34 protein-coding genes and 5 pseudogenes are annotated in these 26,207 nt (G+C 62.0%); 27 read left to right on the plus strand and 12 right to left on the minus strand.

What is annotated here, in order from left to right:
* Positions 1–38: 38 nt before the first annotated feature.
* The 4 genes and pseudogenes from ACTTAI_RS00405 to repA form a co-directional block, all read right to left on the minus strand.
* Positions 39–2,200: pseudogene (locus ACTTAI_RS00405) on the minus strand (ParB/RepB/Spo0J family partition protein).
* A 115-nt stretch (positions 2,201–2,315) separates the two neighbouring features.
* On the minus strand, positions 2,316–3,407 hold the full coding sequence (gene repC, locus ACTTAI_RS00410) for a plasmid replication protein RepC (protein WP_444451213.1): 1,092 nt from the start codon (positions 3,405–3,407) through the stop codon (positions 2,316–2,318).
* 222 nt (positions 3,408–3,629) lie between these two features.
* Entirely contained in the window at positions 3,630–4,604 is a 975-nt protein-coding gene (gene repB, locus ACTTAI_RS00415) for a plasmid partitioning protein RepB (RefSeq protein WP_444451214.1), read from the minus strand.
* Positions 4,604–5,806, minus strand: coding sequence for a plasmid partitioning protein RepA (gene repA / locus ACTTAI_RS00420; protein WP_444451216.1), 1,203 nt, complete (start codon positions 5,804–5,806; stop codon positions 4,604–4,606). The genes repB and repA overlap by 1 nt, the downstream gene beginning before the upstream one ends.
* A gap of 403 nt (positions 5,807–6,209) precedes the next feature.
* Between repA and ACTTAI_RS00425 the strand changes: the two genes are divergently transcribed.
* Positions 6,210–6,839 carry an SOS response-associated peptidase gene (locus ACTTAI_RS00425; RefSeq protein WP_444451218.1) on the plus strand — a complete coding sequence of 210 codons (630 nt, stop codon included), beginning with the start codon at positions 6,210–6,212 and terminating at the stop codon, positions 6,837–6,839.
* A 406-nt stretch (positions 6,840–7,245) separates the two neighbouring features.
* On the opposite strand, the gene ACTTAI_RS00430 is transcribed toward ACTTAI_RS00425, so the two are convergent.
* Together ACTTAI_RS00430 and ACTTAI_RS00435 are read right to left on the minus strand one after the other, a co-directional pair.
* Positions 7,246–7,713 carry an ImmA/IrrE family metallo-endopeptidase gene (locus ACTTAI_RS00430; RefSeq protein WP_444451220.1) on the minus strand — a complete coding sequence of 156 codons (468 nt, stop codon included), beginning with the start codon at positions 7,711–7,713 and terminating at the stop codon, positions 7,246–7,248.
* Positions 7,714–7,815: 102 nt separating this feature from the next.
* Positions 7,816–8,133 (minus strand): helix-turn-helix domain-containing protein, encoded by a 318-nt coding sequence (locus ACTTAI_RS00435; RefSeq protein WP_444451222.1) that lies wholly within the window; start codon positions 8,131–8,133, stop codon positions 7,816–7,818.
* A gap of 161 nt (positions 8,134–8,294) precedes the next feature.
* On the opposite strand from ACTTAI_RS00435, the gene ACTTAI_RS00440 reads away from it, so the two are divergent.
* Genes ACTTAI_RS00440 through ACTTAI_RS00460 form a run of 5 tightly spaced genes read left to right on the plus strand, consistent with a single transcriptional unit; the run spans position 8,295 to position 11,235 of the window.
* Positions 8,295–8,516 (plus strand): DUF2188 domain-containing protein, encoded by a 222-nt coding sequence (locus ACTTAI_RS00440; RefSeq protein WP_009803658.1) that lies wholly within the window; start codon positions 8,295–8,297, stop codon positions 8,514–8,516.
* Between the two features lie 9 nt (positions 8,517–8,525).
* A complete protein-coding gene (locus ACTTAI_RS00445) occupies positions 8,526–8,786 on the plus strand; it encodes a multiubiquitin domain-containing protein (RefSeq protein WP_444451224.1) in 261 nt (86 codons plus the stop codon).
* The gene (locus ACTTAI_RS00450) at positions 8,761–9,951 is read left to right on the plus strand and encodes a ThiF family adenylyltransferase (RefSeq protein WP_444451226.1); all 1,191 of its coding nucleotides are present in this window, start codon (positions 8,761–8,763) and stop codon (positions 9,949–9,951) included. Before ACTTAI_RS00445 ends, ACTTAI_RS00450 begins: the two co-directional genes overlap by 26 nt.
* A 28-nt stretch (positions 9,952–9,979) precedes the next feature.
* Positions 9,980–10,348 carry a DUF6527 family protein gene (locus tag ACTTAI_RS00455; protein ID WP_444451423.1) on the plus strand — a complete coding sequence of 123 codons (369 nt, stop codon included), beginning with the start codon at positions 9,980–9,982 and terminating at the stop codon, positions 10,346–10,348.
* Between the two features lie 47 nt (positions 10,349–10,395).
* Positions 10,396–11,235, plus strand: a complete 840-nt coding sequence (locus ACTTAI_RS00460) for a hypothetical protein (RefSeq protein ID WP_444451228.1) — start codon at positions 10,396–10,398, stop codon at positions 11,233–11,235.
* A 4-nt stretch (positions 11,236–11,239) separates the two neighbouring features.
* Here the strand turns inward: ACTTAI_RS00460 and ACTTAI_RS00465 are convergent, their stop codons facing one another.
* From ACTTAI_RS00465 to ACTTAI_RS00480, 4 genes and pseudogenes are all read right to left on the minus strand, one after another.
* Positions 11,240–11,503, minus strand: coding sequence for a hypothetical protein (locus tag ACTTAI_RS00465; RefSeq protein WP_444451230.1), 264 nt, complete (start codon positions 11,501–11,503; stop codon positions 11,240–11,242).
* Between the two features lie 197 nt (positions 11,504–11,700).
* The gene (locus ACTTAI_RS00470; protein ID WP_444451232.1) at positions 11,701–11,979 is read right to left on the minus strand and encodes an SH3 domain-containing protein; all 279 of its coding nucleotides are present in this window, start codon (positions 11,977–11,979) and stop codon (positions 11,701–11,703) included.
* Positions 11,980–12,040: 61 nt separating this feature from the next.
* Positions 12,041–12,389 (minus strand): annotated as a pseudogene (locus ACTTAI_RS00475) (thiol-disulfide oxidoreductase DCC family protein).
* Between the two features lie 83 nt (positions 12,390–12,472).
* Complete coding sequence (locus ACTTAI_RS00480; protein ID WP_444451233.1) at positions 12,473–13,336, minus strand: LysR substrate-binding domain-containing protein; 864 nt, start codon at positions 13,334–13,336, stop codon at positions 12,473–12,475.
* An 88-nt stretch (positions 13,337–13,424) separates the two neighbouring features.
* On the opposite strand from ACTTAI_RS00480, the gene ACTTAI_RS00485 reads away from it, so the two are divergent.
* Positions 13,425–13,658 (plus strand): hypothetical protein, encoded by a 234-nt coding sequence (locus ACTTAI_RS00485; RefSeq protein WP_444451235.1) that lies wholly within the window; start codon positions 13,425–13,427, stop codon positions 13,656–13,658.
* A gap of 85 nt (positions 13,659–13,743) precedes the next feature.
* Here ACTTAI_RS00485 and ACTTAI_RS00490 read toward each other — a convergent pair.
* Positions 13,744–14,387 (minus strand): annotated as a pseudogene (locus tag ACTTAI_RS00490) (hypothetical protein).
* Between the two features lie 75 nt (positions 14,388–14,462).
* A complete protein-coding gene (locus ACTTAI_RS00495; RefSeq protein WP_444451236.1) occupies positions 14,463–14,639 on the minus strand; it encodes a hypothetical protein in 177 nt (58 codons plus the stop codon).
* A gap of 379 nt (positions 14,640–15,018) precedes the next feature.
* On the opposite strand from ACTTAI_RS00495, the gene ACTTAI_RS00500 reads away from it, so the two are divergent.
* The 20 genes and pseudogenes from ACTTAI_RS00500 (at position 15,019) to ACTTAI_RS00595 (ending at position 26,177) form a co-directional block, all read left to right on the plus strand.
* A complete protein-coding gene (locus ACTTAI_RS00500; protein ID WP_141516555.1) occupies positions 15,019–15,351 on the plus strand; it encodes a hypothetical protein in 333 nt (110 codons plus the stop codon).
* Entirely contained in the window at positions 15,335–15,649 is a 315-nt protein-coding gene (locus ACTTAI_RS00505; protein ID WP_444451238.1) for a hypothetical protein, read from the plus strand. Before ACTTAI_RS00500 ends, ACTTAI_RS00505 begins: the two co-directional genes overlap by 17 nt.
* Complete coding sequence (locus ACTTAI_RS00510; protein WP_444451240.1) at positions 15,646–15,957, plus strand: lytic transglycosylase domain-containing protein; 312 nt, start codon at positions 15,646–15,648, stop codon at positions 15,955–15,957. Before ACTTAI_RS00505 ends, ACTTAI_RS00510 begins: the two co-directional genes overlap by 4 nt.
* Before the next feature lie 14 nt (positions 15,958–15,971).
* Positions 15,972–16,271 carry a TrbC/VirB2 family protein gene (locus ACTTAI_RS00515; protein ID WP_444451242.1) on the plus strand — a complete coding sequence of 100 codons (300 nt, stop codon included), beginning with the start codon at positions 15,972–15,974 and terminating at the stop codon, positions 16,269–16,271.
* An 11-nt stretch (positions 16,272–16,282) separates the two neighbouring features.
* A complete protein-coding gene (locus ACTTAI_RS00520; RefSeq protein WP_071167408.1) occupies positions 16,283–16,549 on the plus strand; it encodes a VirB3 family type IV secretion system protein in 267 nt (88 codons plus the stop codon).
* Entirely contained in the window at positions 16,539–17,051 is a 513-nt protein-coding gene (locus ACTTAI_RS00525; protein WP_444451244.1) for a hypothetical protein, read from the plus strand. Before ACTTAI_RS00520 ends, ACTTAI_RS00525 begins: the two co-directional genes overlap by 11 nt.
* Complete coding sequence (locus tag ACTTAI_RS00530; protein ID WP_444451246.1) at positions 17,002–18,885, plus strand: VirB4 family type IV secretion system protein; 1,884 nt, start codon at positions 17,002–17,004, stop codon at positions 18,883–18,885. The genes ACTTAI_RS00525 and ACTTAI_RS00530 overlap by 50 nt, the downstream gene beginning before the upstream one ends.
* A gap of 170 nt (positions 18,886–19,055) precedes the next feature.
* Positions 19,056–19,442, plus strand: a complete 387-nt coding sequence (locus ACTTAI_RS00535; protein WP_444451248.1) for a hypothetical protein — start codon at positions 19,056–19,058, stop codon at positions 19,440–19,442.
* On the plus strand, positions 19,376–20,218 hold the full coding sequence (locus ACTTAI_RS00540; protein ID WP_444451250.1) for a lytic transglycosylase domain-containing protein: 843 nt from the start codon (positions 19,376–19,378) through the stop codon (positions 20,216–20,218). Before ACTTAI_RS00535 ends, ACTTAI_RS00540 begins: the two co-directional genes overlap by 67 nt.
* Positions 20,219–20,277: 59 nt before the next feature.
* Positions 20,278–20,991 (plus strand): type IV secretion system protein, encoded by a 714-nt coding sequence (locus ACTTAI_RS00545; RefSeq protein WP_444451252.1) that lies wholly within the window; start codon positions 20,278–20,280, stop codon positions 20,989–20,991.
* 2 nt (positions 20,992–20,993) lie between these two features.
* Positions 20,994–21,353 carry a hypothetical protein gene (locus ACTTAI_RS00550; protein ID WP_444451253.1) on the plus strand — a complete coding sequence of 120 codons (360 nt, stop codon included), beginning with the start codon at positions 20,994–20,996 and terminating at the stop codon, positions 21,351–21,353.
* 129 nt (positions 21,354–21,482) lie between these two features.
* Positions 21,483–22,406, plus strand: a complete 924-nt coding sequence (locus ACTTAI_RS00555; protein ID WP_444451255.1) for a type IV secretion system protein — start codon at positions 21,483–21,485, stop codon at positions 22,404–22,406.
* A gap of 202 nt (positions 22,407–22,608) precedes the next feature.
* A pseudogene (locus tag ACTTAI_RS00560) lies at positions 22,609–22,971 on the plus strand (VirB8/TrbF family protein); the annotation flags it as partial.
* On the plus strand, positions 22,863–23,201 hold the full coding sequence (locus ACTTAI_RS00565) for a VirB8/TrbF family protein (RefSeq protein WP_444451257.1): 339 nt from the start codon (positions 22,863–22,865) through the stop codon (positions 23,199–23,201). The pseudogene ACTTAI_RS00560 and the gene ACTTAI_RS00565, both read left to right, overlap by 109 nt.
* Before the next feature lie 159 nt (positions 23,202–23,360).
* A pseudogene (locus tag ACTTAI_RS00570) lies at positions 23,361–23,914 on the plus strand (TrbG/VirB9 family P-type conjugative transfer protein).
* Positions 23,911–24,114 (plus strand): hypothetical protein, encoded by a 204-nt coding sequence (locus ACTTAI_RS00575; protein ID WP_444451258.1) that lies wholly within the window; start codon positions 23,911–23,913, stop codon positions 24,112–24,114. The pseudogene ACTTAI_RS00570 and the gene ACTTAI_RS00575 overlap by 4 nt, the downstream one beginning before the upstream one ends.
* Before the next feature lie 12 nt (positions 24,115–24,126).
* Entirely contained in the window at positions 24,127–24,852 is a 726-nt protein-coding gene (locus ACTTAI_RS00580) for a TrbI/VirB10 family protein (protein WP_444451260.1), read from the plus strand.
* Between the two features lie 54 nt (positions 24,853–24,906).
* Positions 24,907–25,158, plus strand: a complete 252-nt coding sequence (locus ACTTAI_RS00585) for a hypothetical protein (RefSeq protein ID WP_444451262.1) — start codon at positions 24,907–24,909, stop codon at positions 25,156–25,158.
* A 34-nt stretch (positions 25,159–25,192) separates the two neighbouring features.
* The gene (locus ACTTAI_RS00590; RefSeq protein ID WP_444451264.1) at positions 25,193–25,612 is read left to right on the plus strand and encodes a hypothetical protein; all 420 of its coding nucleotides are present in this window, start codon (positions 25,193–25,195) and stop codon (positions 25,610–25,612) included.
* The gene (locus ACTTAI_RS00595; RefSeq protein ID WP_444451265.1) at positions 25,524–26,177 is read left to right on the plus strand and encodes an ATPase, T2SS/T4P/T4SS family; all 654 of its coding nucleotides are present in this window, start codon (positions 25,524–25,526) and stop codon (positions 26,175–26,177) included. The genes ACTTAI_RS00590 and ACTTAI_RS00595 overlap by 89 nt, the downstream gene beginning before the upstream one ends.
* Positions 26,178–26,207 lie beyond the last annotated feature (30 nt).

Below are 26,207 nucleotides of genomic sequence, written 5' to 3' on the forward strand. Positions count from 1 at the left end.
GATTGAGGGCGGGTTTCCCCGGCCTCGAACGGCATCGGTCACTCCGCAGCGATCATCGGCGCAACGCTGTCGGGCAGATCGGCGGTCAGGAAGGCCGGAAGATCGACCTCCGCGGGCACAGCCGTGTCCTCCCCCTGCCCTTCTGCGCCTTCCGCGTCGCCCAGAGCGATCAGATCGGCGCGGCGCAAGACCTCTGGAAGCCAGCCGCTGCCCTTGAGCAGCCGCTCGGCCTCGATGGCCATTTCGCCCTTCTTCAGGTGGTCGAGAAGCTGAGCGGTCCCCTCCCCTTTCGCCTCGCGCACGGCTTCGAGGATGCGGGCCTTGGGCACGCGGTTGAGATAACCGTCCACCGTGGGCTCCCACCCCGCTTCGACCATGTCGAGGTCCACCGCACGGGCCACGAGATCGGCATGCGCCATGCGGCGGCTCAGACCGCTGGCGGAGATGCCCGCGCCATAGGGGTTCACCTTCTCATGCAGCGCGTTGATCCCGAAGCTGAGGCAATGCGCGAGGAGGGCCAGACGGCTGCCCTGGTCGAGCACCGTCAGGTAATCCCAGAGCGCGGCATCGTCACCACCGAGGGGCAGCTCGGCCTCCCACGCGGCGTGGCGCTCATGGACCAGCTTCGCCACCACGCTGTCCTTCAGATCGGGAGCCTGCGACGACATGAAAACGTGGCGCACCGAGGCCTCGAGACAACTGCCCGAGGCATTGGAGGTGCGGAACGTGTCCGTTACGAGTTTCAGCAGCAGGAGCGTCAGCGCAACGTCGGGCGAGCGCCCGATGGACTCACGCAGGGCGAGCGTCCGGTGGGCGGTCATTTCCATGACCAACCGCTCGGGCAGCGGCTTCAGCGCCCCGTCCTCCTCTTCGTCGGGAAGTTCCCCCCCGAGGGGCTGACCGCTCGAGGTAATGACAGTTTCGCCAGGCTGCCAGCCCGCGCCATTCGTGTCGCCCCCCTGCCCCATCGCCTCAGCACCTTCTGCATCCTGAGGCGCGGCCTCCTCGCTCGGCTCGTCCTCGGGCCGGACATAGCCGCGATAGACCGCGAGGCGGCCATCCCGATCGACGGTCACGAAGGCCCCAGCGCGGCTGACCTCGGCCGGATCGAAGATCAGCGGGCGATGCTCAAGGCGTTCCATCGCCAGTTCGAGCTCCCCAAGGCGGGCGTCGATCTCCTCGGGGTATTCGTCCTGCCCGGAGCATTCGTCTTCCAGCGCACGATACTCGGAGAGCAGCGCGGCATGCGTGGCGCTTTCCTCCTCACTCATCGGCGCCGGATCGCCCGCCAGACGCCGCAGGCCGTGGCTGTAGCCATAGGGCAGGTCGGTCGCAACTTCGATCCACTTCCAGCCTTCGGCGGCAAGCGCTTCGGCCTCCGTCTGGAGTTTCGCGCTGACGAGCTGATCGAGAAGGGCAGGGGACTCGAGCCACCCTTCATGCGCTTCCTGAAAGAGATCGCGCATGAGGATGCCGCCGACCGCTTCATAGGCCTCGATACCGACGAAAATCGCGCGGCGATCGTCAGCGCGTACTGCGGTTTCGGTCAGCATCCGCCGGATCGTGTGCGGCTCGCGGTTCCAGGAGTTCCGCACCGCATCCCAGACCTGAATCTGGCGATCGTGATCTTCGTTGACGGTGAAAGCCATGAGCTGCTCAAGCGTCATGCCGTCTTCGGCATAGGCCTCGAGCAGGGCAGGGGCCACGGAGGCAAGCCGCAGACGTTGCTTGACGATCTGAGGGGTGACGAAGAAGGCGGCGGCGATTTCTTCCTCGCCCTGACCTTTCGCCCGCAATTCCGCGAAAGCGCGAAACTGGTCGAGCGGGTGCAGCGCCACACGCTGCATGTTTTCCGCGAGCGAGTCATCCTCGGCAAGGATATCGGACGCGGCGTTGCGCAGGATGCAGGGGATCGGCGTGGTCTTCGCCAGCCGCTTTTGCTTGACCAGCAGCGACAGCGCCTGGAACCGGCGCCCACCGGCCGGGATTTCGAACATGCCGGTTTCGACACCTTCGGCATCGATCACGGGCCGGACGTTCAAGCTTTGCAGGAGCCCGCGGCGGGCGATATCCTCGGCCAGTTCCTCGACCGAAACACCGGCCTTGATGCGCCGGACATTGGACTGGCTCAACACGAGCTTGTCGAAGGGGGGATGTCCCGCGAGGGGGACAGGGTGATTTTCTGGGCAGCTTTCGCCATCAGATCTTCTCCGCGACGGGCGCCGGGAGCCTCTCTCCCGATCTTCCAACCCGTCAAAATCTCCAGCGCAGCCCTCTCCCTCTCAGTGTTCGCTTGGCGTTGTCCGCGGACAACTTCATGTCGGCGCCATCTGCATGTGCGATGCAGAAGCAAGTCTCTTGATGAAGCGGACGGCATCGAAATCCCGGCTCTTGGCGCCGCTTGTCAACGCTCTGAAATAGGCGCCGGCATTTCTGATCCGGTCGTGACACTGGACAATGGCCCAAACCGTTATTGCGCTTGGCAAGACGCCGATGGAGCGTACGCCCTGCGTGTAGGTTGTCTGGTCGATCCCGATCATCGGTGCCAAGGTTTGAGCGTGAGTGATCACATCTCCAAAGTGCTCGATGTTTCTAAGCGAAAAGGACGCTGCCTCCGGGCAAGCCGTTACCAGTTCTCCAAGCGTCAGTGTTTCGCCAGCCTGTGGTGCCACGTCCGGCACGCTTTCTTCTTCAGTATTTTCTTTTTTTGATCTCTGATGGTGCCGGACATTTTGACCGTCGTTGGCGGACATGGCAGGTGCTGACACACAGGCTTTTGCACCGTCGCTTGCAGTTTCATGCACAGCTTCGGGCAGGGTTTTCGAGATCGCTGCGAGTTCATCTGCTGTCTGTTTGTTTCGAAGCTTGCGCAGTGTTTCCAGCGCCTGGCTGTCATTCGGGTCGGCATGAAGCAACAGACGAAGCTGGGCGCGGATCTTCGATTTGAGATAGGCAATCTGCTCACTTTGTTCCTGCGCCGCCACGGCCATCGCCGCGATTTCGCCAAGCTTGCAAAACAGCGGGCTCAGATCGAAGCCGAAGTGCATCGATTGTTTGTGCGCAGGATCGTAACGGGTGAAACGCTTGCCGTTCGCACTGTCCTTGCGTTCAAGAAGGCCAGCTTCCATCAGTGTCGCCGCGTGGCGGCGCAGCGTGCGCTCCGAAAGCCCGTTGCGGCGAGCGCTCAGGGTCATGTTCGAGGCGAAGACCATGTTGTGGTTTCGCTTCGGGGCAAGGCACGAAAGCATCGCGTCGAGCGTTGCGATCACCGTCGGCTTCAACCCGAGAAGAGGCGCCGCTTTTCGCAGGGTTTCAATGATGATGTGACGTTCGGGCGGAGCGTTGTCCGCGGACAACACTTCTGAAGCCCGCGAACCAAAGGCTGCGGTGGCGTGGATGAAAGTCATGCGTTTTTCACGGCAAACCGGGCGGGAAGGGCCCTTTGGCCATCAGCTCTTGCGCGAAGACAAAATGAATTCGCCAACCGAATCGGTTGTTGTTGACTGCTACGGAGAAGCTGATACATCTGAAGGTGCAAAAGACAGATGGGGCTCTCCGAGGATGACCTTGGGGGGCTCTTTCATTTTTTCGGGTTGCGGTCGTGCTCCTTTCTTTGCTGCTCTGCCTCGTCAGTCGGCTTTTCTGGCCGACTGCCATTCCTTGTAGAGGTGCTGCAATTCGGCCTCTGCGTTCTCAAGCCACCACATCGCAAACTCGGGAGCCTCGGTCTTGGAGAGCTTCACCGTGACCGATTTGGCCTGGTCCGAAACCTGAGCGAGCCGGCGTCCATCTTCGGAGAGAACCGGCAGGGCAGGGGAAGGGGCTTTGGTCGTGCTCGTCGTTTGACGCACGGCGGCTGCCGCGGCATCGGCAATCTGCGCGAATCGGCCGTCCGAGGTTGCGTTCGCGGGAGCCAAGGCAGCCTGCGCGAGGGCGACAAGATCAAGGTCGTGATTGTTGACCAGATCGGCGAGATCCTCCCAGCGACGCCGCCCGATACCATGTGCGGGACCGATCTCCCGCACGACGGCTTCGGGAATGCTGCGGGCCACCTTCTGCATCCGCGACAGCATCGGCTTGTCGACCGCGAGGGCATCCAGGATCACCGCCGTTTCGTAACCGCTTGCCGCCAGTTCGGCGGCAAAGAGCGATTTCTCGATGAAGCTGGGGTCGAGCCGCTGCGCGTTTTCCTGCCCTTGGGCCAGGATTGCTTCGTCGTCGCTGAGGGCGCGCACCAGCGCCTTCGCGGGTTGGCCGAGAAGACGAAGCGCACGCAGACGGCGACGACCATAGACGATGCGATAGGAACCCGGTTTTTCGGCCATCGGCCGAACCATGATGGGCACCTGCTGGCCGTGCTGGCGAATGCTCTCTGCCAACTGAACCACATCGGCGTCGGCGAAGGCTAGGCGGTCCTTCGGCCCGTCTTCTTCGATCAGATCGGGAGCAATCTCGCGCACCGCGTTGCTGGAGAGATCCTTCAACGTCGACTTGACGCCGCTCATCGCGCCGGTGTTCGGGAACCGAGACTTGTCCGGGGCGGGCGCGTCGGTGGCGCCGGATGTCGGCAGGGCAGGGGGCTGAAACAGGTTGCGGCGTGCCATCAGTCAGTCTCCCGTCCCCAAGCGGTCTGAATTACCTTCTCGAACTCGTCCGCGACACCGTTCACGCTCTCGAGGATACGATCGAGTGTTTTTTTCAGCACCTGCGAGGGCTCGATCTCGTAGATCGTCTGTTGCGTCATCCCGGCATCGGAAATCGCTGTCGATTTCAGCATCGGCGTCGTCAGCACCTGGTCGAGCAGGATCGAGCGCAGGAAGCCCGCCATTTGCGATTGCGGAACGTCGGTCGGCTCGTAGCGCGCAATCAGGAACTTGAGGAAATTCCAGTGGATCGGCCCCGCAGCTTCTTCCAGCGCACGAACAGTTTCCCCCGCCATTTCAAGGAATTGCGCCATTGACGCCACATCGAGCATGCTCGGCACGACGGTGATCAGCAACCCGGTCGAGGCCAGAAGCGCAGTCATCGTGGTGAAACCAAGCTGCGGCGGGCAATCGATGATGACGAGATCGTAGTTCGCTTCGACCTCATCAAGCGCGATTGCGAGACGCTGTGTGAAAGGCGGGTCGATCTTGTGTTGCAGCGCATAGGCCGTTTCCGTCTCGTATTCCGAGAGCATCAGCCCGGCCGGGGCCAGATCGAGATTGTGGAAATAGGTCTTGCGGATGACCTGGCTGAGAGGGACCGGCTCTTCATATTTGAGCGCGTCATAAATCGTCCCACCCTCGGCGAATTCGATCTCCGGCCTGTAGCCAAACATCGTCGTAAGGCTGGCCTGCGGATCCATGTCGATCGCCAGCACCCGGTAGCCGCGCAGCGCATACCGCTGGGCAAGGTGGATGGCCGATGTCGTCTTGCTGGAACCGCCCTTGAAGTTGACGATCGAGATGACCTGCAACGCATCGCCAGAGCGTCGGCCGGGCAGGTAGGCTTCGCCATTGCGCCCGGTCTTGGCCATGATGTGGCGGATCTGGTCGATTTCGGCGGCGGAATAGAGCCTGCGCCCGCGAGAATCCGTCTCCACCTCGGGGAAATCACCCTCTTGATGACGGGTCCGCAGGTTCGACATGCTGATCCCGGTCAGCTCCGAAACCTCGGCGGGCTGGAACTTCCGAAGCGTCTTTTTGCTTTCGGGCTGAAAGCTGTTACGCATATGATTGTCGAGCGCCTCCGACAGCCTGATGGCGTTCGCGGCGATGGATGCGGCAACAGATCCGGACGCGGCCGGTTTCGACGGTGTGCTCATTCTGCCCTCTCGGCCTCTTGGTGGGCCCTAGTGGTTTCGTCGCGAAAACGCGTTGTTTGCGCTTTTTTGCGACAACACTAGACATTGCACGCAACTTTCTTCGAGACAACAGTTTTTTGCAAATCCTGCCGAAGAGAGATTTCTCGTGCCGCTGTGCTTCAGGCGGTGAATCTGACAACTCGCTGATTTAATGTGATTTTCGCTCTGCGTGCTGTCGTATCGACCAAATGTAGTGGCCGTCACCACAAGCCATACAACCCGTCGGTGAAATGCAGCGGGTCGAATCGCCAAGGTTGTTCTGCTGAGTCTGGATCTCGTTGGAACAACCGGCAGATCAGAGGAGGACAATTGCACCGCGCTCAGGCATCCTGTCGCTGTTCCGATCAGCAAGGGGGGCTTGATCATGTGCGGCCGGATCATCGACCCCAATCTGCGCAACACCGAAGTGGACATGTCGCAGATCAAGCTCGATCCGTTCGGCGGCCGGTTCAATGTCAAGCCGACCGCAACGGTGGTGATCCTCGCCAAGCGCCCGCTGGTCGCTATGGAGGCGCGTTGGGGCCTCATTCCGTCGTGGTTCGATGGCGCCCGTGCGAAGGACTGGAAGGCGGCAACGTTCAACGCCCGCGTCGAGGATGCGCGCGATAAGCCCACGTTTCGTCAGGTCTGGCGGCATGGCCGGTGCCTCGTGCCGGTCGGCGGGTTCTATGAGTGGAGCGGCCCCAAAGGTACCCGTCAGCCGCATTTCTTCCACCCGGCGGGCAATGAGGCGAACCTTTATCTGGCCGGGCTGGCGAGTCGTTGGCGCGATCTCCTGACCTGCACCATCATGACGCGGGTGGCGACAGGGGCGATTGGCGGGCTGCATGACCGGATGCCGGTCATCCTGAATGCCGACGAGCAAGAGGCGTGGCTGGGCAGTTCCGACGAGGTTGCGGCCCTCGGCTCCGAGGCTATGCTGACGCATTACCCGGTCGCCCCGTTTGGGTTGAACGATGACGGACCGGAGTTGATCGAGCGCGTGAGCGCATAGGTAATAGCCGCCGGTCGCTTGCGCCACGGGGCGCGATGCAAAATGCGAGCGTCGGAAACGCAGTATGGATCTCGTGTCCATCGTGATCGACGTGCCCTGCCCTGAGCCGCCGGTCGCTTCATTAAGTGTAGTGCTCCGAACCAGCCGTTCGGCCACGCCGCAGCGACGGGGCCGAGTAGCCGTTGGCGGCCATCTATGCGCGATGCAGCATGGCCAGTTGCACCAACGTGCACGGCGGGAAGTGTGAATTCGCTCTTGTCGAAAGATTTTTTGGGCAGACACGGCATTCGCTGACATTTGGACATCCGTTGCCACCCGAACGGTAAACGTCCTGAAAACCCCCTATCGACCTCCCTCCCAACCGCAGTCGTGATACTCTGGCTGTGAAAATTGGCGCATCTGGCACCTAAGCGCTTCGCTGCGAAAGTTGGTAGTCTACGCCCGTCATCCGAAACCGCCACTTCAGCATATCCGGACTGACGAGATGTTCCTCGCACGCGTCACGATCTGAAAGCCGACGGCGACGAATAGACAGAAGGGCGGGCCGGGGCAGCAGCAAGGCTCCGGCCAACCAGTCGGCTTCATCTTCCTGGTCTTGATCGAAGTTACCCGGGGCAAGCGAGCCATCCTCCAGGATGCAGGCTTTCGCAAGTTCGTGACCCAAGATGATGTGCGCGAGCTCGTGCATCACCACGTTGTTGCGGCGACCTTTTGAGGAGACGGGTTTGTGAATGACAAGATGGGCCGCGCCCAATCTCATCGTGAGGGCGGACCACGACTGATCTGTCTCGTCGCCCAGAACCGACCTGGCGCTTTCCGATATCCCATCGACGTCATCGGTGGACCAAACGGTGACTCGAAGCTCCTCCGCCAAACGGTCCGCAGACAGCGCGTCGTGATCCGACAGTCCGAACTGTCTTCGAAACTCAACCGACCGCCGCTCACATTGAGATTTGAACCCTCGTCTAAATGCCACTTAGTGTCCTCGTGCTTCGACTTCTTCTTCGAACTGTCGCGAGGCCAGGGTGATGAGTTCTGCCAGCGCGAGAGCGGTCGCTTGTGGGACCGCTTTCTTGTTCTTGAACGCGATTTGAAGGTCTCCGACGCCAGTGAACTTGGAAGGTTCCTCCCCCAACCACTCGCTGAGCTTGTTGAGCGTACCGACGTCGGGGACATGTCCTTTCTCGATCCTGGTGAGTGTGGTCGGGCTGATTCCGATCTCTTTCGCGGCCGCCCTAACCCCCATGTTTCCTCGTCGCCTTAGGACCAGTGGGGCGAGCTCGTTGATATTCATGTGCCCTCCTTAGTGTTTCGCAGACTGATATTAGTGGTTCGAAGGCTGTTTACTTGGCAAGACTTCTGGCCTATACCAGTCGGTGAAACACTTGAATCACGGTGAAAGACCGAGGTCAACAGTTTCGAGTCGAGGCGAGCTCGGAAAATAAGGAGAATTCGATGTCAAAGCGTATTCATGTGGTCCCCCACGGCGATGGTTGGGCTGCACGCCGTGAGGGCGCTACCCGTGTCGGATCCACGCACGCAACTCAGGCAGAGGCGACCGCTGCCGCACGCACCACGGCGATCCGTGAGCGAGGCGAGGTCGTCATCCATCGCCCCAACGGGCAAATCCGGGATGCCAACTCCTACGGGAATGATCCGTATCCCCCCAAAGGCTAGGAGCCGAAAATGAATACCATGAAAGACAACAAGACCGTCACCATCGTCGTTGAAGGCACCCCTCATGAGTGGCCGAAGAACAGCGAAATCACTTACAACCAGCTCGTCGCGCTGGAGTTTCCCGATTTCGAGCAACACCCTGAAACGACCTATTCGATCAAGTATACCAAGGGGCAGGGGAACAAGCCGGAGGGTGTCCTGGTCGCTGGCAGCTCGGTGAAAGTGAAAGAAGGGATGATCTTCAATGTCTCGTCAACTGGCCAGTCATAATGACGATATCCGACGTCTGATCGAGAAGGGGTTCGCGGTCAGCGAGGACAGCAACTATCTTGTCGTTCGCGATATCCCTTACCTTGACGCAAAGCTTGAGCTTGCGACCGGTGCATTCGTTGCAACACTGGTCTCCATCGACGAGCACAGGGTTCAGCAGGATGACCACCAGGTCTGGTTTGCGGGGGGGATTCCTCACGGCCTTGACGCCAAACCGATCCCGAACCTCGGTGGTGGTCCCTGCTCTCTCCATCTCAGTCCTGCGGCTTCCGATGTTGTCGTGGAGCGCCGATTTTCCAACAAGCCATTGGTAGCCCAACGGTTTGCCGATTTCTTTGAAAAGATCGAGAGTTACACCAATATCATCGCGGGGCCCGCGATGGAGCGCTATGGCGCATCGCCCTACACTTTTCGAGTGCCGGACGAAGCTGCCAAGGATCCGATTTTCAAGTTTCGTGACACTTTGACAAGCCGGGGGGAGCTTACCGACCTAGTCACCTGCTTCCACGGTGAAGTTGTTGCTGTGATCGGCCTAGGTGGAACAGGTAGCTACGTCTTGGACTTCATGGTGAAGACACCCGTTGCTGAAGTTCGTGCGTTCGATGCTGATCGATTCCACGTTCACAATGCCTTTCGATCACCAGGACATGTCGACCCTTCGGAGTTCGACAAAACGAAGGCCGAAGTCTATCTCGCCCGATACAGCAACTTCCGCCACGGACTCTCAGCCAAAGCGACCTACATAGACGGTTCTTCGGAAGACGAACTCAGAGGTGTCACATTCGCATTCGTTTGCGTCGACAAGGGCGCGGCACGTGCAGACATTTTCCGGGCACTGGTGGAACGGGAAATTCCGTTCATAGACGTTGGAATGGGACTGAAAAGGAAGGATCAAGGTTTGGGTGGCATGGTCCGCGTCACCTATTTTCCGCCAGAGCACAGCGAAGACGTGATGCGCAAGTCCCACGCGCCGCTGCAAGACGATCCGGAAGACCTGTACCGTGCGAAAATTCAGATTGGCGAACTGAACGCCTTGAATGCTGCTCTTGCCGTGACGCGCTACAAGCAGCTACGCGGGTTCTACAAGGACGTGTCCGATTGGGAGAATCTTCTGTTCGATACGACTGACTTGAAGATCGTCGGAGTTTCGACCCTTGAGAACTGAACACTTTACGCTGCAGTCTGTGCATTACATGCCGAAATTCCTAGAAGCGGGATTTCTATATGTGTCAGAGGAGTTCCATACCGCAGCCCATCTTTGCGCATGTGGATGCGGGCAGAAGGTCCGAACACCCCTTGGCCCAACTGAGTGGACCGTCCGCGCAGACTCGCATGGGCCGACCCTTCGACCTTCTGTGGGAAACTGGCAGCTACGCTGCAAGTCCCATTATTTGATCACAAATGGCAGCGTCCAATGGTCAAATCAGTGGACCGAAAAACAGATCCATGCGGGGCGACAGAGGGAACAAGCGAGGCGTTCCGCCTACTATGACGCGCGCAAGCCAAAAGTCTCTTGGTGGCGCCTGTTGCTAGATTATGTGCGCAACTGGCTAGGTCTTTGATAGAAGGTGAAGAGCTCGAAAGCTGCTCAGATGATGATGGACGAGAGATGACAGACTTTGAGAACGACCCCGACTACGAAGAATGCCTTGTGACCTTTTTTGATGTCCTCGGCTTCCGGAACCTCCTGCACACGCGAAGCGGTGCAGAGATCAGGGACCTACTTTCGATGTTTCGTCGGGTATCCGAAGGGGATGCCACGCCACCGACCCGTTCCGATGAAATGCGGATGATCAGCGAAGTCCATGCCGAGATCGTGTCTGATGCGATCGTAAGAACCAGAACCATTGAAACTCAGTACCAGGCCGGCCCCTTGGTCTGGGAGCTCATCGATCTGCTGCACATCCAGATCGAATGCGTGGCAAATGGCATATTGGTGCGCGGTGCGATGACGATCGGCCCCATGCATCTCGGCATCGACTTCAGTGGTCCGGTGTTTGGGCCTGGCCTCGTTCAGGCTTATTTCATGGAAGAAGGCGAGGTCATCTTCCCGCGCATTGCGATCCATGAAGATGTGATCGAACGCCACAGGCAGGACCGAACTCTCTGGCGCGAAGGACATTCCTACGCGGATGAGGAACGCGCCTTGAACAACCTCCTGCGCCAGGACGAGTCAGGCCTCCAATACATAGACTACCTTCGAGCCAGCCTTGGCGAGATTGACGGCGAACTCGCTGGCTGGGTCGAGTTTCTGGGTCGGCACAAGACGCTGGTGGAGAATGGTTTCGCCGACAGCCCCAATGCGACGGTCCGGCGCAAATACAGCTGGCTCAAGAACTACCACAACGCGGTCATCGACGAGAACCTAGCAAACCTGGAGCCGGGCGTGATGACCGAGGATGGGGACTCTTGGGAAGATCTGTTCAAAGAGCTCAGAATCGAAGCCTGAGTTCTCAGTCGCAATCACGCCCCATCCTGTAGGCTATCAGCTGCCCCGGGCTGTCGACGCGGTTGAAGTCGCCGACCTTTGCCACCACTGTCATCGCGACGATAAATGCGGCCCCTCGCATAGCCTGCACAATCTCGACCACCGTCATCAGGCGCCAGGATGGCCACTCAGCGATCTGTTGCGTCAGCCGTTCGATGCGCGCCTCGCCAGCTCGACGCTCCAGTTCCTGCGCCGCACGTTGTTCCCGTGGGACAGTGAGCGGCGGCAATCGTGAGTTTCTGCGGTTGCAATGCCGCGATCTCACCGTCGGTTCCCCGCCCGTTTTGACGTTGCGAAGTTTGGCGCAGCGCCCGCATAAGGGGTCGGAATGACCTGCACACGCCTCTCGCCGTGACATGCACCAACGGCGGCTTCGGACAACTGCGCCAAGATGGGCCATCTGCGGTTCAGGGCTGTGCGACCCTGTCAGCGATGCGCCAGATACTCGGCCGCGACATAGCCCGAGACATTGGGCCGGTCGGTGAGGAAGACCCGGCACCAGACCTTGCCCGCCCGTGTCAGACAGGCGCCGCGGGTCAGTCGGGTGCCATCGGGCAGGCCGATGAGGATCTTGTGATCAAGGCCCGGGCCGTCGCGCAGTTTCAGAAGATCGTCGGGCCCGGCCCCCTTGACCACTGCGCCGTTGCCGGGCGCACAACCGGCCGCGATCAGCAGGGCGAGGAGGGCGGCAAAAGGAAGGCGCATGTTCTGTCCTGACCTGTTTTCCCCAGCATAGGACATCCCTGTGCGCGCCGAAAGCCGGGCGTCAGCAAAACAATCTTTGCAGCCGGGGGCGCAGGCGCAGGAAGCGGCGATAGGCGGCTTCGAACGCCGGGGCGAGGGGGCGGCCACCCGGCCATCAGGCCAAGCGGGCGCAGGATCGGAACCGCCCGCCACATTGCGCCAAAAGCCGCCGCGCCCGAAAGCAGGCGGCCGTTCTCCTCGGCGTGAAAGCGGGCGAGCAGGTCTGCGCGGTCGATCGGGCAGGGGGCGTCAGGGCTGTGCAGATCGACGAAGCGGATCGCCCCGCGTCGATCAAGTCTGCGCATCAGCGCGATCTCACGCGTACAGAGCGGACAGCCGCTGTCGAACCAGACCGTCAGAGAAGGTGCCATGCCGGGCCTCGCTGTTTTCGAGGGGGATCGACTGAGAGATGGGCCGGGTCTCGCGGCGGTAAAGCCTTGCACGAATTTGGCCCTCAGACCGCCGCCTCGCGGCCGATCCAGTCGCAGAAGGTGCGGGCCTTTTTCGACGCCTCCTCGCGGCGCAGGGCCACATAGGAAAGCCCCGAGGGCAGGAAGCCGAAGGGCGCGATCAGCCGCCCGGCGGCAAGATCGTCGGCCACATGCGGTTCGGGGGCGAGGGCGACGCCAAGCCCGGCACTTGCGGCCTCGAGCAGGAAGTAGAAATGCTCGTAGGGCGCACCGCCCTCGAGCGTCTGACAGCCGCTGCTGGCGCACCAATCGGCCCAGGCATTTGGCCTTGTGCGGGCCCAAAGGCGCGGCGCGCGGGCGAGGTCGGCGGGGGCGCGCAGGGCCAACCTCTCGGCCAAGGCGGGCGCGAGCACCGGGCCGAACCGCTCGGCAAAGAGCGGGGTGACATGGGTGCCCTCGGGCAGGTCGTGGTCGGTCACCCGGATCGCCACATCGTAGCGGCCGCGGCTGAAGTCGCAGGGCGCATCGGATTGCGAGAGCCGCACTTCGAGGCCGGGATGGGTGGCCGTGAACCGGCTCAGCCGCGGGATCAGCCAGCGCAGGGTGAAGGTGCCAAGGCAGGAGACGTCGAGCACGCCCCCCGCATCGTCGCGCAGCGCCGCCACGCCCGCCTCGATCTCGCGAAAGCCGCGACCGAGGCGCTCGGCCAGCGCGGCCCCCGCCTCGGTCGGCACCAGACCGCTGCGGGTGCGCGTGATGAGCTGCGCGCCGAAGGTCTCCTCGAGAAGCCGGACCTGTCGGCTGATGGCGCCATGGGTCACGCCCAGCTCCCCGGCGGCGCGGGTCATCCGGCCGAGTCGGATCGCGGCCTCGAAGGCGCGCAGGGCGGTGAGCGGCGGCAGGGGCACGGGCGGAACCGACAGCTGTGAGATTTTCTCACAAAACTCGGCCAAGACATCGTTTTTCAAGCGGGATATGCGGAGGCAGGGTGCGCGCATGTCACATCTCTCCGCGCCCCCGCCTATCTGCGAAACGCCGCCGTCGTGCCATCGGGCGCAGCTTGGGCTGTTCGGCACCTTACGTCTGTTGCACCACCTCGCGCTCTGGCATCGCCGCGCCCGCGCGCGCGCTTGGCCCGGCGGGCCGGAGGCGCTCGACGACATCGGGCTGAGCGAGGCCGACCGCCGCGTCGAATGCGGGCGGTGGTTCTGGCAGGGCAGGGATCGGTGAGAGGCGCGACCGGGGGGCGATCACATCGGGACGCTTGCCCAGACAGCTCAGGCGAAGAAAAGTTGTGGGCGTGACGCAGGCTGTCCTAGTAATCAACCTGCTCGAACCCGTAGCCGCCCTCGTGATCGCGCCACTCGATGAACACGGATCGCTTGTATATCCCCGGGCAGTGGCTGCCGTCCGGCGTGCTGTAGTCCGCCCAGCCTTCCAGGCCTTCGAATGCCGCAGGGAGTGCAGCGACGGAGGAGCCGCGCCAGCCGAAATTGCCCTGGATGCCGTATGAGCCGACACGGACGCGCTGGCTTTGATTGCAAGTGTCGTTGTCCCCTCCGATCCAGTGCTGCCGGGCGATTTCTACGCTGAACACCCGGATGGAGCGCACGAAGTCGAACTCGGGGCCGCTGATATCGGCATCTGCGGTTTGGTTTCCATCGGAGTATTCGCCGGTCGCAACCTGCACCAGCTGATCGACGAGCTTTGCCTCGCTCGGCGGTAGGGCAGGGTGCCGAGGCGCCTGTGCTGCGGTAGCTGCGATCTGATAAAGGCGCGCCGCCGGACGTTGCATTGCAGGCAGGTCGAAGGCCGCATGCATTGGGCAACGCCAGATCTGCAGCGGGGGCTCGATGGGCCATGGAGTGATGCGTCGGATCATTTCTGCCCGGGCCCCCGCGCGCAGGGCACGCTCGGAGGGAAGCCGCCGGCAAGGCAGAGAAGGATCGCGCAGTCGATCTGATAGGCGCTTGCGGGGGAGGGGACGAAGAACGCGAGAGCAAGGCCGAGTTGAAAGGGCCGGGCGAATAGGGTTCATTGAAAGTGCTCCGGTGCGGGGGTGGTGTCGAGAAAGGCTGCGTAGCTCTTGGTTGCCAGCCGAGCCTCGTCGAGGCTGCGGCTTCGCTCCGCATCAAGGCAAGCGATGTAAGGGCCGACCTGCGCGAAATAGCTTTCGAACTCGGCGGATATCTCGGCGCGATAGTCCGTCAATACGGCCGTAGGAAGCGCGGTCGATGGCGGATCTGGAGGCAGGCAGGGCAGGGGGTCTGCAGCGGCCGAGGGGGGCAAAGGATCAAGAGCGTGGCAGCGCGCACCACGTCGGTCGACCGTGCGAAGCGCCTAAGGACACAGTCGCGCGCATTCCGACCCGGGACGCGCCACTGCGACATTACGCCGACAAATTGCCCCCAACAGGCTGGAAAGAAACGCTTTGTTGGCGTATTTGCCGCGCCCGAACAAGCATTGTAAGGCATTTTCACTCGCGTTTGTCATTTTAACGATTGAAATACACTTATACTTCGTTAATCATGGAGTCACGAAGAAACTCTTGTTACAACGATCCCCACTGACCAACCCGAGGGGAGCCAAGATGAAACGGCGTGCATTGCCTGTTCTGCTGGAACGGGATTTTCGCAAAATGGCCGCCACCGATGGAGCGACGGTTGAGATCGAGTGTGTCAGTGCGCCAGACCCCGCGGAGCGGTTTTCCGGGGAATGGCTGTTTTATGTGGTCTCGCGCGAGGGCGATCGGTTCATGCTGGTCACCGCAACCGCGCGAGAGCGGATCATCAACTCGCCGATCGGTCTCTTCGGAATGGCCAGCGGCAAACTCAACCTCGATCATCTCGACGTGCCTTTTGTCGCTGGCGATGTCCGTGGCGGGATGCACAGCCGTCCGGGCGGAAGTGATCCGCTGGAATGAGGCAGGGCAGGGGGGCGAGGCGGACCTCGCCCCCGCGACTTTCGCCGCGCTCTCCGCTGACTCGTCGGTTTTGCGTTACGACGCCAAGGGGTACCTGATCCGTCCGGCCGCAGCCAAAGCGGATCAGAGGGACGAGAAGCCGACCTCCCGCGCGCCCGTGATGAGCACGAAAGCGTTGCGGCGCCGCAGGCAGGTGCTGCCGCAATTCGGCTGGTGGCGGCGCGCTATCAAGATCATCCGGCGCTTCGGCGTCTTCAGCTTACTCCCCGGCAGTGGTTGGCCTTCTTTCAGGCCATGATCAAGATCGAGAGCAATTATTCCCAACGCGCAGTGAGCGGGGCAGGGGCCCAGGGTCTTGCGCAGCTCATGCCCGACACCGCGCGGTATCTGCGGGTTGACCCTGCCGATCCGATGCAAAACTTGGATGGCGGCGCGCGCTACCTTGAACAGATCGGCTCGTTCGAGAGCCTGACGCTTGCGCTTGCGGCCTATAACGCCGGGCCGGACGCCGTGCGCAAATATGGCGGTGTGCCGCCTTACACCGAGACCCGCAATCACATCGTCAAGGTGATGGCGGCTTACGACCGCATTCTTGCGGAGCTTTGATTCAGGAAAATCCCATGCACATGACCCCAGCGATCCGGCTGGCCCTCGTGGCTGGCCTCGTCACTCTCTCGCAAGCTGAGCCGGCGCTCGCAAATATCGTCTTCACCAAGGCCGAGAACGTGGCCACCGGTGTGCTTGCCTCGTTCCGCGGCACGCTGGCGACGGCCTTCTTTGGCATCGCCTTCGTGGTGACGGGCTTTCTTGCCGCGTTCAACCGGATCAGCTGGGCCTGGGTCTCGCTGGTGGTTGTCGGCGCGTTCCTCGTTTTCGCCGGTCCGGCAATCGTCGCGAACCTGCGTTCGTCGTTCAGCTGAGGATCGGGACCATGGAAAAGAGTGCGGTCATCCTTGGGCTCTCACGGCAGGCGAAGTTTCTCGGGCTGCCGATGCCCTATGCCATGGCGGTGGGCGGGATGGCCGTGCTCCCGTTCATCCTTTTCAAGGTGATGACGTGGTTCCTGACAGTGCCGCTCTGGTATGGGCTCGCGCGCGCCGCGACGCGGATCAATCCGAACGGTCATCATGTGCTTTCGGTGATGATGCAGGTGACGCCGATGGCGCTCCTGCGGCGGGAGCGACGCCATGTTTCCTGAGCTTGCCGAAACGAAACGGACGCCGAGGGCGCGCGGGCTGCACACGCGCGACCCGAAGGTCTATGCGCATCTGCCCTATCTCATCGAGATCGACGACGAGACTGTGCGCACCCGCGAGAACGCGCTGATGGTGTCGTTCGAGATCATCGGGATCGATGGCGTCACCTCCGGCCAGTCGACCATTCTCGCGCTGCGGGCGGGGCTCGCGCATCTCTTCGACACGCTCGATGAGCGGTTCTGTTTCTATCTGCATCGCCTCATGCGCCCGACGGCAACGGGCATCACACCGATCCGCAGGCCAGGCTTCGCCGCGGATGTCGATCGCGTCTGGACCGACGAGCTGGCGCTGCGCAACCTGCAAGAAAGCGTGCTCGTTTTGACCGTGGTGCGCCGGCAAACGTCGGTACTGCCGGTCCCGCTCTTTCGGCGCGCGGCCTCGAAGGTCTGGGGCGATGACACGGCGCGCAGGCGAAGAACTGCGCGAGGTCGCGGCGATCCTTGAGAGCGGACTCGGGGTGCGCACGAAACGGCTCAGGATCAGCGATGGCAACCTGCTCGGGTTTTATGCCTCGCTCCTGACGGGCGAGATGAAACCTCTGCGCCGGGCGCCTTTCTGCCTTCTCGCCGAAGATGCGGCCGCAGCATCGCTGCACTTCGGGAAGGGGCAGTTTACCGTGGAGGAGGGAGGTCTGCGGCCGCGCGTCGGCGCACTCCTCTTTGTCAAATCCTACCCGACTTCCACCTGGCCCGGGATGCTCGATGCGCTCGGCGCCAGTCGGGATGTGATCATCACCCACAGCTATTCGCCCATCGAACGCACCGGCATCGCAGAGCGGGTCAAGCGGCGTGTCGCGCAAATGCGTGCGGCCGAGGACATCGCGGCCACGATCGAGGCGCAGCTTTTCGAGGCTGCCGACAAGGCCGAAAGCGGCACGTTGGGCTTTGGTCTGCACCAGATGACCATCACCGTTTTTGCCGATGACGCGGCTGCCCTCGAGACCGAAGTGGCGCGCATTCGCGGCATTGCGCACCAGAACGGCATGCGCCTGGTGCGCGAGGTGACCGCGCTCGAGGCCGGTGTGTTCGCGATGCATCCGGGTAACATGGACTACCGCGCCCGCGACATGACGGTTTCCTCGATCAATTTCGCCGATCTCGCGGCGCTGCATGCGGCCGACACGGGAACTGGCGCGGAGGCTCTGCCCTGGCGCACCCCGATCACCGTGTTTCCGACCCTGCAGGGCAGTCTGCACCGGTTCAGCTTTCACGAACCGGGCGACCCGCAGGCGGAACCCACCAATGGTCACACACTCGTTCTGGGCAAATCCGGGGGCGGCAAGACAACGACGGTCGCATTTCTGGCAGCGCAGGCTCAGCGCGCCGGGGGCCGCACGATCATCTTCGACAAGGAGGCCGGTCTTAAAATGGCCGTCCATGCCTTGGGCGGGCGCTATGCGGAGATCCGGGCGGGTCGGCCGACGGGCCTCAACCCTTTGGCCACCGAGGCAGGCGAACGCGGCGAAGCCTGGTTGCTCGATTGGCTGGTGAGCCTGCTGGAATCCCGAAGCGGTGCCATGACGCCGCTGCAGTCGGAGGCGATCAAATCGGCCATCGCCCAAAACGGGAAAGCGCGTGCGGGGCTTCGCAACTTTCGCGCCTTTCAGGAGCTGTTCGGCGATGTGGGCGATGGGCTCGATCTGGCGCAGCGGCTTGCCGAATGGGGGCCGGGGGGACGTTACGGCTGGGTCTTTGGCGAAGCGAATGAGCCGGTCGTGGATTTCGAAAGCCATGACGTGACCGCGGTCGATCTGACCGAGATCCTCGACCTTGGCACAGAGCGCAGCGCAATTCTGGGCTATCTTTTCCGGCGCATCGAGATGCTGATCGAAGAAAAGCGCCCGACGCTGATCTTGATCGACGAGGCCTGGAAGGTGCTCGACGACGATTACTTCTCGCGCAAGCTCGCCGAATGGCTCGTCACCGCGCGCAAGAAGAATGTCGTCGTGGTGATGATGACGCAGTTTCCGAGCCAGATCCGCGGCTCGAAAGCGCGCTCGATCCTTGAGGCCTTGCCTAACCAGCTTCTCTTTCCGAACGGCGAAGCCGAGGCGTCCGACTATGACGGCTTCCGCCTCACTGATGGCGAGCTGGATTTCGTACTGACCCCGATCCCGGGCCAACGGCTCGTGCTCTCGCGCAATCCGCGCGGATCGACGGTGCTCGATGTCGATCTGAAGGCGCTGGGGCCGCTGTTGACAGCTTTGGGCGGCGGTCAGGCCGGGATCAATGCCTTCGGCGCGGATTACGCCACGCGGCCACAGTTCTGGAAAGAGTGAGGATCGGATGCGATCAGGATTTTACATAAGATTGATTACAGGACTCGCTGTACTGATGCTCGCGGCCTGCGCCGAGGTGCCCGTCGCCCGCACGAATTGTTGGGCAAGTGCGAGCCCGAGTGCAAGCGTCTCATCGAAAGGATCGAGCCCGGTTCTGGGCCGCGCCAGCCATGCCCCTTCCTGCCGCTGATCTGCATCCCTCCTTCTCGGGCCTTGCCCTTGCGGTGATCGTGCTGGCTGGCACGGCGGCTGCGAATGGTGTGCCGACGGTCGACGGCAAAGCCGCGATCCAGCATGGCCTAGAGGTCTCGCAGATGACGGCGCTGAGCGAGGCGCGTCAGCTGGAGACGGCGAAGAAAAGCAAGATCGATGACTTGCACAAGGAACAGCTCGCAGCACTCGATCAGACGCTTGCCCTGCTCTCGGGCTCCGCGATGCCTGTCGCGGATCTTGAGTCCCTGCCCGGGCCGAGGCGACCGCTGTCTATTCGGTGGATGACAGCAACCCCTATGCGGCCCGGCTTTTCGGCGATGCGAAATCGAGCATCGAGGAGATGATCGTGGAGACGGCGCGCAAATATGCGGGCCATCCCGGGCTTTCGAAGGCCGGTCTGAACCCGACCGAGTTCCGGATCTGGTTTCAGTCTTTGGTCAAGCAGGAGTCCGGGTTTTCGATCGGTGCGCGCAGCCCGGTCGGTGCGTTCGGGCTTACTCAGGTCATGCCCGATACGGCGAAGGGGCTCGGCATCTATCCGGGCTACTATGATGACCCGCGGCTGCAACTCGATGGCGGGGCGCGGTACTTTCTCGCCCAGCTCAACCGCTTCGGCTCGGTGCCGATGGCGCTTGCGGCCTATAACGCGGGCCCCGGCAACGTCATCAAATACGGAGGGGTGCCGCCCTTCAAGGAAACGCAGAATTACGTGCTGCGCATCACCAGCTTCTTCAACGGCTATGCGGCGAAGATCGGCGGGATCGATCAGATCGGAACGCTCGATCCGCGCGACATGGCGATCGCGGAAAGCAGCAATGTTGCCGATGCCGGGATGCATTACGGCATGGAAGCGACAAACGAGATCGCCGCCTCGCTCACCCGTCTGCGCGCGATCATCGAGCAAATTCCGAAAACGAAGAGCGCGGAAGAGGCGATGGGCCTCAACACCTATGCCCGGGCTGAGGCGATGCGCATTGCGGTCATGGTGGCCCGGGTGAAAGCCGCGCGCGTTCGCGTGGATCAGGCGCGCTATGCGCTCTTCCTGCAGGCCTATGCCGAGGACGCCACATCATCAAGGTCAAGGAGGGATCGAATGAAAGCCCGGTATCTGCGTTTCTGATCACCGCATGCGCGGTCTCCGGTCTGTCCTTCGCTCCGCTCGCCGTTTCGGCGCAAGGCGTGCCGACGATCGACCTTTCCGCGATTGCCAAGGTCGGCGAGGTGCTGACCGAGGCAAAATTGCAGGTCAAGGAATTGATCGCCTCGAACCTGAAGCTGGATGATCAGATCCTCAAGCAGGCGGAGCAAATCCTGCTCCTCAAGGATCAGATCGAGGCGCTGCGTCACGGGCTTACCCTTCAGGCGCTTGGAATCCCGGATCCGAACACCTTCTTCGACAATATCCTGCCCGATGTGAACGATCTGACCGGTGGGCTGCAGTCGGCCAAGAGCGGCAGCTATTCCCTGATCACCACCTCGGGCAAAGTGGGCGACAAGCCTGCGGCGGAATATGTGTCGGAGTTTTTCACCTCCGTCGGGCTCGACGTGAAGACTGTCGACACCCTCTCAAGCAGCGAGAACCCGAGCGCCGCGCGGATCGGCTCGCAGGCGAACACGGCGGCGTTCCTCTCTGCGGCGGCGGAATCCTCCTCGGTGAAAGCCTCGGAAAGTCTGGGCCGGGTGAATGAACTCGTCCAAGCGATCCCGGACACGAAAGGCCTCAAGGAGGCGGTCGATCTCAACACGCGGGTGACGGCTGAGCTTTCGATCGCGCTCGCCAATATCTGGAACATGGAGTCTGCCCAGCTCATGGGCATGGGCGAGGCCGGGGTGATGGATGCCGCCACCGCCGCCGAAGAGCAGAAATTCATCAAGGTTTTGGGGGAGAAATGAGAATGTGGGGCGCAGACATGAAGGGTGGTGTGGTGAAAGGCGCGACGGCAGCGGCGCTGATATGGGCGATCATCGGTGTGGCCGCGGCGGAAACGCCGGTCGGACCCGGGATGGAGGGGGAAGAGGCTTTCCTCGATGTCCTGCCTAAGGTCGCCGTGCACGCAGATGTGCAGCCGATCCCGGGTGCGGTGAACGAGCCTTGGCGCAGCTGTCAGTCGCTCTGGCCACAAGAATACCGGCAAACGCAAGCAGGGCCGGAGGCACGCGCCTACCGCGATATCTATGGGTTCGTGCAGGCGAAGAGGTCGTTGAAGCTCGGAATTGCAGCTGCGCGACAAAGCGGCGGACTGGGCACAGGTTGAAAGGATCGCGAGCGGCCTGCGACAGTCGACCGGGACCGAAGTTCTGAAGTGGGTGCAAACTCAAGAGATATCGGATGAGGCGGATAAGCTGATCGCGGTGGCCGAAGTCATGTGTGCCGGGCCATTCTGATGGACAGCGTCTCGAGCATCCTTTCTACGCTTGATGGTGCAATCAGCGCCGCCGGGAAGCAGTATTTCGAGCTGACCGCAGTGGCCGTTGCTCCTGTCTTCACGACCCTTTTGACGCTGCTTCTGGTTCTCATCGGCATCAATATGGCACTGAACGTATATCGGATCGCGATGCGCGACGCGATGCAGCTCGCCTTTCGGATCGTGCTGGTGATGATGTTCGGGCTTTCGTGGCTGAACTTCAGCCAGATCTATGACGCGGCCAGCAATGGGCTTGGCGATCTGGCGCTCGCCTTTTTCAAGGAAGGCGGGACCGGTGTCGGGGCCTCGGCAACTGCCGCGATGGACGACATGGCCAACATGATGGCCGGCAACGTCGACAGCGTTTCTTCGGCGATGTCCTCGATCATGCGCGGTTTCGTGGCGGCTTTTCTTTATCTCGTCCTTGGCCTGCTGATGGCGGTCTACGTCTTCATCGTCGGTTTTGCAAAGCTGATGATCGCCTTCCTGCTGGGTATTGCGCCTCTCTCGATCGCGGCGACGATATTCGAGAAGACCAAGGGCATGTTCGAGGCCTGGCTTTCGGCGATGATCGGCTATCTGATGTATCCCGTGGCCTCCGCAGGGATCATCGTGGCCGTTGTCACGGTGGCGCATGACGTGTTCACGAAGGCAAAGGATGTCACTGACCTCGGTTCGATCCTCGGTTTCTTCGTGATCGTCTTTGTCGGGATCTTCGCCTTACTCGCCATCCCGATGGCGGTTTCGCACGTCACCGGGCAGATCAATCTCGCGTCGATCGCACCACAAGCCCTGCGCGTTGCGGGTAAACCGCTTGAGAAACCTCAGATTATGCCGCGCGCCGGATGGGACAGTTCAATCGGGCTTCCTGACCGGAAAGACGGAACATCACCATTTGCGTGATCAGGCCCGGTCGGATGCCGAACGCGGCCACGCGGTTCGGCTCAGGCTCAGCCAATTCATCCGCGGCGGCTGACGCCACCACACCGCCGCCCGCGATCCCCGAAATCATTGGGTAGACGATGACAGGTTCACCACCTGAATTGAAGTTTTCTCGAAGGCGAGATGTTCTTCGGCGTGCAAGCGCGAGCGCATCGCTTATGGCATCGCGGGCGGCGGCTTGGCCATCGGCCTCATGGGCATGATCGCGGTCACGGTGCTTTTGCCGCTCAAGGAGACCGAAGCCTATCTCGCCATTGTCGACAAGGACACCGGCGTGGCAGAGCGCGTCGTCTCGGTCGAGAAGGCCGGGATGGAGCAGGCCGAAGCGATCCGGCAGAGCCTGCTTTACGCCTATGTGACGGACCGCGAGACCTACGACCAGCACGACAACGAAACCCGGATCCTGCGCGCCTACACTTGGAGCGAGGGCGACGCGAAAACATCGCTCAAGAGCCTCTGGACCGAAGGGCACCCGAATTACCCGCCCAAGATTTATGGGGAAAATTCACGGGTCATGGTGCGGATCCTCTCGATCACGCCGGTCACCGAAACCACCTCGCAGGTTCGTTTCACAAAGACCTGGGTGAGCGACGGCGAAGGCGTGCTGACCGAGAGAGCAAATTCACCGCCACCGTCACCTTCCGCTTCGAGCCGAGCAAGGAAAGCGCGCTCGATCTCGTCTGGCAAAACCCGACCGGGTTTCTTGTGACCGATTACCGCCTGACCGCGGAATCCCTGCAGCCTCAGGAGGGCTGAAGATGAAGTTTGCGCCGTTTGCACTTGCCGCCGTCCTCGCCGGGGTGACCGCCCTGCCCGTCCGTGCCGAAACCGCCCGCGCGCGGCAACCGCGATCACCGCGTGACCTATGCCACTTATCAGGAAGGGCAGGTTTATGCTGTCACCACGCGGTTGCGGATGGTGACGCTGGTCGAACTGGCCGATGGCGAGCGGATCCAGTCGATTGCCATCGGCGATCTCGAAAGCTTCAAGATCGACAAGCTCGAGCGGCCGAACCTCTTCATCATCAAGCCCGTCATCGCCGGGGCATCGACCAACCTCACGATCGAGACGCAACGCAACATCTACTTCCTGCGCGTGACCGAGAGTTCGCGCGGAACGGCCCAATACTCGGTGAAGTTCACCGTGCCGGGAACGGGGGCTGGGGCGCGGACCACGGCCGAAATCCCGCCGAGCCGCCCATGCGATATCGGGTGATGAAACACGCGGGGCGATTGCCGACCTTTGCGCCGATCGCGGTGTCCGATGATGGCCGGAAGACCTCCTTCAAGATCCCCGTCGGCGCGCCCATGCCGACGATCTTCCGCGCCGATGAGCGCGGTCAGGAATACGCGGTCAATTCTGCAGTTGCGGGCACGGTGATCACCGTCAGCACCCGGTCCGAGCGCTGGGTTCTGCGTTACGGTGCTGACTATGTCTGCGTCACCGGCGACACGGGGGCACGTCGATGACCGATCTTCCCGAGACCGAAAAGCTCGCCGAGCGCCTTGCCAGGATGCAGCCGCAAGACCCAAAGCCGAAGCGGCGCGGGGTGAACCCCTATGCGCTGTCGGCGATCACCGCCGTGACGGGGCTTGGTGCCGGGGTTTGGTTGGCACTGTCCGCGCCAGAAGCTCCGCGCCCGCTCCGCCAATCGCAACCGCATCGGTGAGCGATTTTCAGGATGACGGGGACGGACGGATGGCTTCACCATCGCGCGCCCAAACCCGATCTGACGATCAAGCCCGATCACAGTGAGGAAGACCGCCTCAAATCGGAACTCGCGGGTCTGCAAGCCCAGATCGCCGCCCTGAAAGCCAATCCGGTCACGGTCACCGACCCGGCGGCGTTGCAGGAGCTGACCGCGAAGATTGCGCAACTGGAAGAAGAGGCCCGAAAGGAAGAGGCAGCACGCGCGGACCTCGAGCGGGAAAACATCCGGCTCCAGACCGAACTGGACACCGCGAAACTGGTTCAGGGTGACGGGCAGGCCGAAGCGGCTCGCGCCCGCGAGGCTCGCGCGGCGGCGGCAGGGGCCCTCAGCGATGCGCAGGTCAACTCCGATATGGTCGCCTTGCGCAACGATTCCGCTAGTGGAGCTGGCAGCGATGCCGCAACGGCTGCGGCTGCGGCAGCAACGGGCGCAGATGCATTCCGGAGCGCAGGGGCCAAGGCCTCAGCCGTCACCCAATCTGAAGTGATCGCAAATCCCGCGCATACGATCATGCAGGGCACGCTGATCGAGGCGGCGCTTGAGACAGCGATCAACACCGATCTTGCGGGCAATGTCTCGGCTGTCGTCAGTCAGGACGTGTGGTCTTTCGACATGTCGCGGGTCTTGGTGCCGCGCGGATCGAAGCTCTTTGGCCGATACGACCCGACGTCTCGCCAGGACAAAGACGTGTGCTGATCGCTTGGGATCGGTTGGTGACCACCGACGGGCAGACCGTTTCCCTCGCCGCCTATGGCACCGACCGGGTTGGCCGGTCCGGCTTGGCAGGTCCGCACCCATTTCCTGCAGCGGTTTGGCTCCGCCGCGCTGATTTCGGTCATAGGCGCGGTTCCGGCGATTGCGGCTGCGAAATACGCCTCGAACGAGGTCACCTCAGACACGGCCAAGGATGTCGGCACCGATCTTGGCAATGCCGTTGGCGACGCGATGACCGACTACCTCAACATCCCTCGACGATCAGCGTCGATCAAGGCGCGGTCGTGATGGTGCGTGTCGATACTGATCTCGAGTTTTTCTGATGAGCTATCTTGATACCTATCTGGGGCAGCTTGATCCGGCCCTCTCTGACCCGGGCGTGATGGAAATCGCGATCAACGCCGATGGCGAAATCTGGGTCGAGCGCTCGGGCACCATGCATATGGTCAAGGCGGGCCTGCCTCCCCTGCCGCCGCGCCAAGTGCGCGATCTTGCGGCGCAGATCTCGAACTCCACTTCAAACACCTTCACCGAGGCCCTGCCGCTGGTTTCTGCCGCGGTGCGCTATCGCCACTTGATGCTGCGCTGCCAGATTGTCGGTTCCCCTGCGGTCTCCGGGGGTACGGTGATCGGCATCCGGGTGTTTCGGGCGCGTGACGCCGAGGGCAGACGTCCGCCCCGCTGGTTCGAATTCCTGCGCGCGCAAGTCACCTCGCTCGAGGAGAACGCCGCGAGATGGTGACCGCGATCCGGCGGGATGCCACGGCCACCGATGTGGATGCGTTTCTCAGCGGCTGGTCACGGAACGGCTCAACATCATCGTCTCGGGCGGCACGTCCACGGGCAAGACTGAACTCGGTCGTCGTCTGCTGTCACTCGTCCCCGAGAACGAGCGCATCGTGACCATCGAGGACTCGCTCGAGTTGTTGCCCGCACAGCCAAATGCGGTGAGCCTGATCGCGCAGCGTGATGACGGCTCGGCACGCTCGGCCGACAAGCTCTTGCAGGCGACGCTGCGGTTGCGGCCCGATCGGATCATCCTTGGCGAGTTGCGCGGATCGGAGGCTGCCACATTCCTCGATGCGATCAACACCGGCCATTCGGGCTCGTTCACGACGCTGCATGCGCATTCCGCCCGCAAGGCGATGGACCGGCTCGCGCTTCTGGTGATGGCGCAAGGCACGCGGCTCGGGTTTGCCGAGGTGATCCGCTATCTGCAAAGCTCGATCGACGTGATCTTGCAGATGGGCCGCGACGGCGAGCGGCGCGGCATCATGGAAATGTACTTCCCCGGGCTCGACGACTGAGGGGGCACCCTCTCCTGCGCGGCCCCCGAA

It is taken from the genome of Rhodobacter capsulatus, assembly GCF_052363175.1.
Taxonomy (GTDB): Bacteria; Pseudomonadota; Alphaproteobacteria; order Rhodobacterales; family Rhodobacteraceae; genus Rhodobacter; species Rhodobacter capsulatus_D.

Bases quoted from the DNA above. Each gene is read 5' to 3' on its own strand.
- ACTTAI_RS00555 (WP_444451255.1), top strand. From the start codon at position 21,483: ATGGACAGCGTCTCGAGCATCCTTTCTACGCTTGATGGTGCAATCAGC.
- ACTTAI_RS00590 (WP_444451264.1), top strand. From the start codon at position 25,193: ATGAGCTATCTTGATACCTATCTGGGGCAGCTTGATCCGGCCCTCTCT.
- ACTTAI_RS00575 (WP_444451258.1), top strand. From the start codon at position 23,911: ATGACCGATCTTCCCGAGACCGAAAAGCTCGCCGAGCGCCTTGCCAGG.
- ACTTAI_RS00485 (WP_444451235.1), top strand. From the start codon at position 13,425: ATGTCACATCTCTCCGCGCCCCCGCCTATCTGCGAAACGCCGCCGTCG.
- ACTTAI_RS00470 (WP_444451232.1), bottom strand. From the start codon at position 11,979: ATGCGCCTTCCTTTTGCCGCCCTCCTCGCCCTGCTGATCGCGGCCGGT.
- repC (WP_444451213.1), bottom strand. From the start codon at position 3,407: ATGACTTTCATCCACGCCACCGCAGCCTTTGGTTCGCGGGCTTCAGAA.
- ACTTAI_RS00440 (WP_009803658.1), top strand. From the start codon at position 8,295: ATGTCAAAGCGTATTCATGTGGTCCCCCACGGCGATGGTTGGGCTGCA.
- ACTTAI_RS00585 (WP_444451262.1), top strand. From the start codon at position 24,907: ATGGCACCGACCGGGTTGGCCGGTCCGGCTTGGCAGGTCCGCACCCAT.
- ACTTAI_RS00425 (WP_444451218.1), top strand. From the start codon at position 6,210: ATGTGCGGCCGGATCATCGACCCCAATCTGCGCAACACCGAAGTGGAC.
- ACTTAI_RS00455 (WP_444451423.1), top strand. From the start codon at position 9,980: ATGCCGAAATTCCTAGAAGCGGGATTTCTATATGTGTCAGAGGAGTTC.
- ACTTAI_RS00535 (WP_444451248.1), top strand. From the start codon at position 19,056: ATGCCCCTTCCTGCCGCTGATCTGCATCCCTCCTTCTCGGGCCTTGCC.
- ACTTAI_RS00460 (WP_444451228.1), top strand. From the start codon at position 10,396: ATGACAGACTTTGAGAACGACCCCGACTACGAAGAATGCCTTGTGACC.
- ACTTAI_RS00525 (WP_444451244.1), top strand. From the start codon at position 16,539: ATGTTTCCTGAGCTTGCCGAAACGAAACGGACGCCGAGGGCGCGCGGG.
- ACTTAI_RS00450 (WP_444451226.1), top strand. From the start codon at position 8,761: ATGTCTCGTCAACTGGCCAGTCATAATGACGATATCCGACGTCTGATC.
- ACTTAI_RS00550 (WP_444451253.1), top strand. From the start codon at position 20,994: ATGTGGGGCGCAGACATGAAGGGTGGTGTGGTGAAAGGCGCGACGGCA.
- ACTTAI_RS00520 (WP_071167408.1), top strand. From the start codon at position 16,283: ATGGAAAAGAGTGCGGTCATCCTTGGGCTCTCACGGCAGGCGAAGTTT.
- ACTTAI_RS00500 (WP_141516555.1), top strand. From the start codon at position 15,019: ATGAAACGGCGTGCATTGCCTGTTCTGCTGGAACGGGATTTTCGCAAA.
- ACTTAI_RS00435 (WP_444451222.1), bottom strand. From the start codon at position 8,133: ATGAATATCAACGAGCTCGCCCCACTGGTCCTAAGGCGACGAGGAAAC.
- ACTTAI_RS00530 (WP_444451246.1), top strand. From the start codon at position 17,002: ATGACACGGCGCGCAGGCGAAGAACTGCGCGAGGTCGCGGCGATCCTT.
- repB (WP_444451214.1), bottom strand. From the start codon at position 4,604: ATGGCACGCCGCAACCTGTTTCAGCCCCCTGCCCTGCCGACATCCGGC.
- ACTTAI_RS00515 (WP_444451242.1), top strand. From the start codon at position 15,972: ATGCACATGACCCCAGCGATCCGGCTGGCCCTCGTGGCTGGCCTCGTC.
- ACTTAI_RS00580 (WP_444451260.1), top strand. From the start codon at position 24,127: ATGACGGGGACGGACGGATGGCTTCACCATCGCGCGCCCAAACCCGAT.
- repA (WP_444451216.1), bottom strand. From the start codon at position 5,806: ATGAGCACACCGTCGAAACCGGCCGCGTCCGGATCTGTTGCCGCATCC.
- ACTTAI_RS00445 (WP_444451224.1), top strand. From the start codon at position 8,526: ATGAATACCATGAAAGACAACAAGACCGTCACCATCGTCGTTGAAGGC.
- ACTTAI_RS00510 (WP_444451240.1), top strand. From the start codon at position 15,646: ATGATCAAGATCGAGAGCAATTATTCCCAACGCGCAGTGAGCGGGGCA.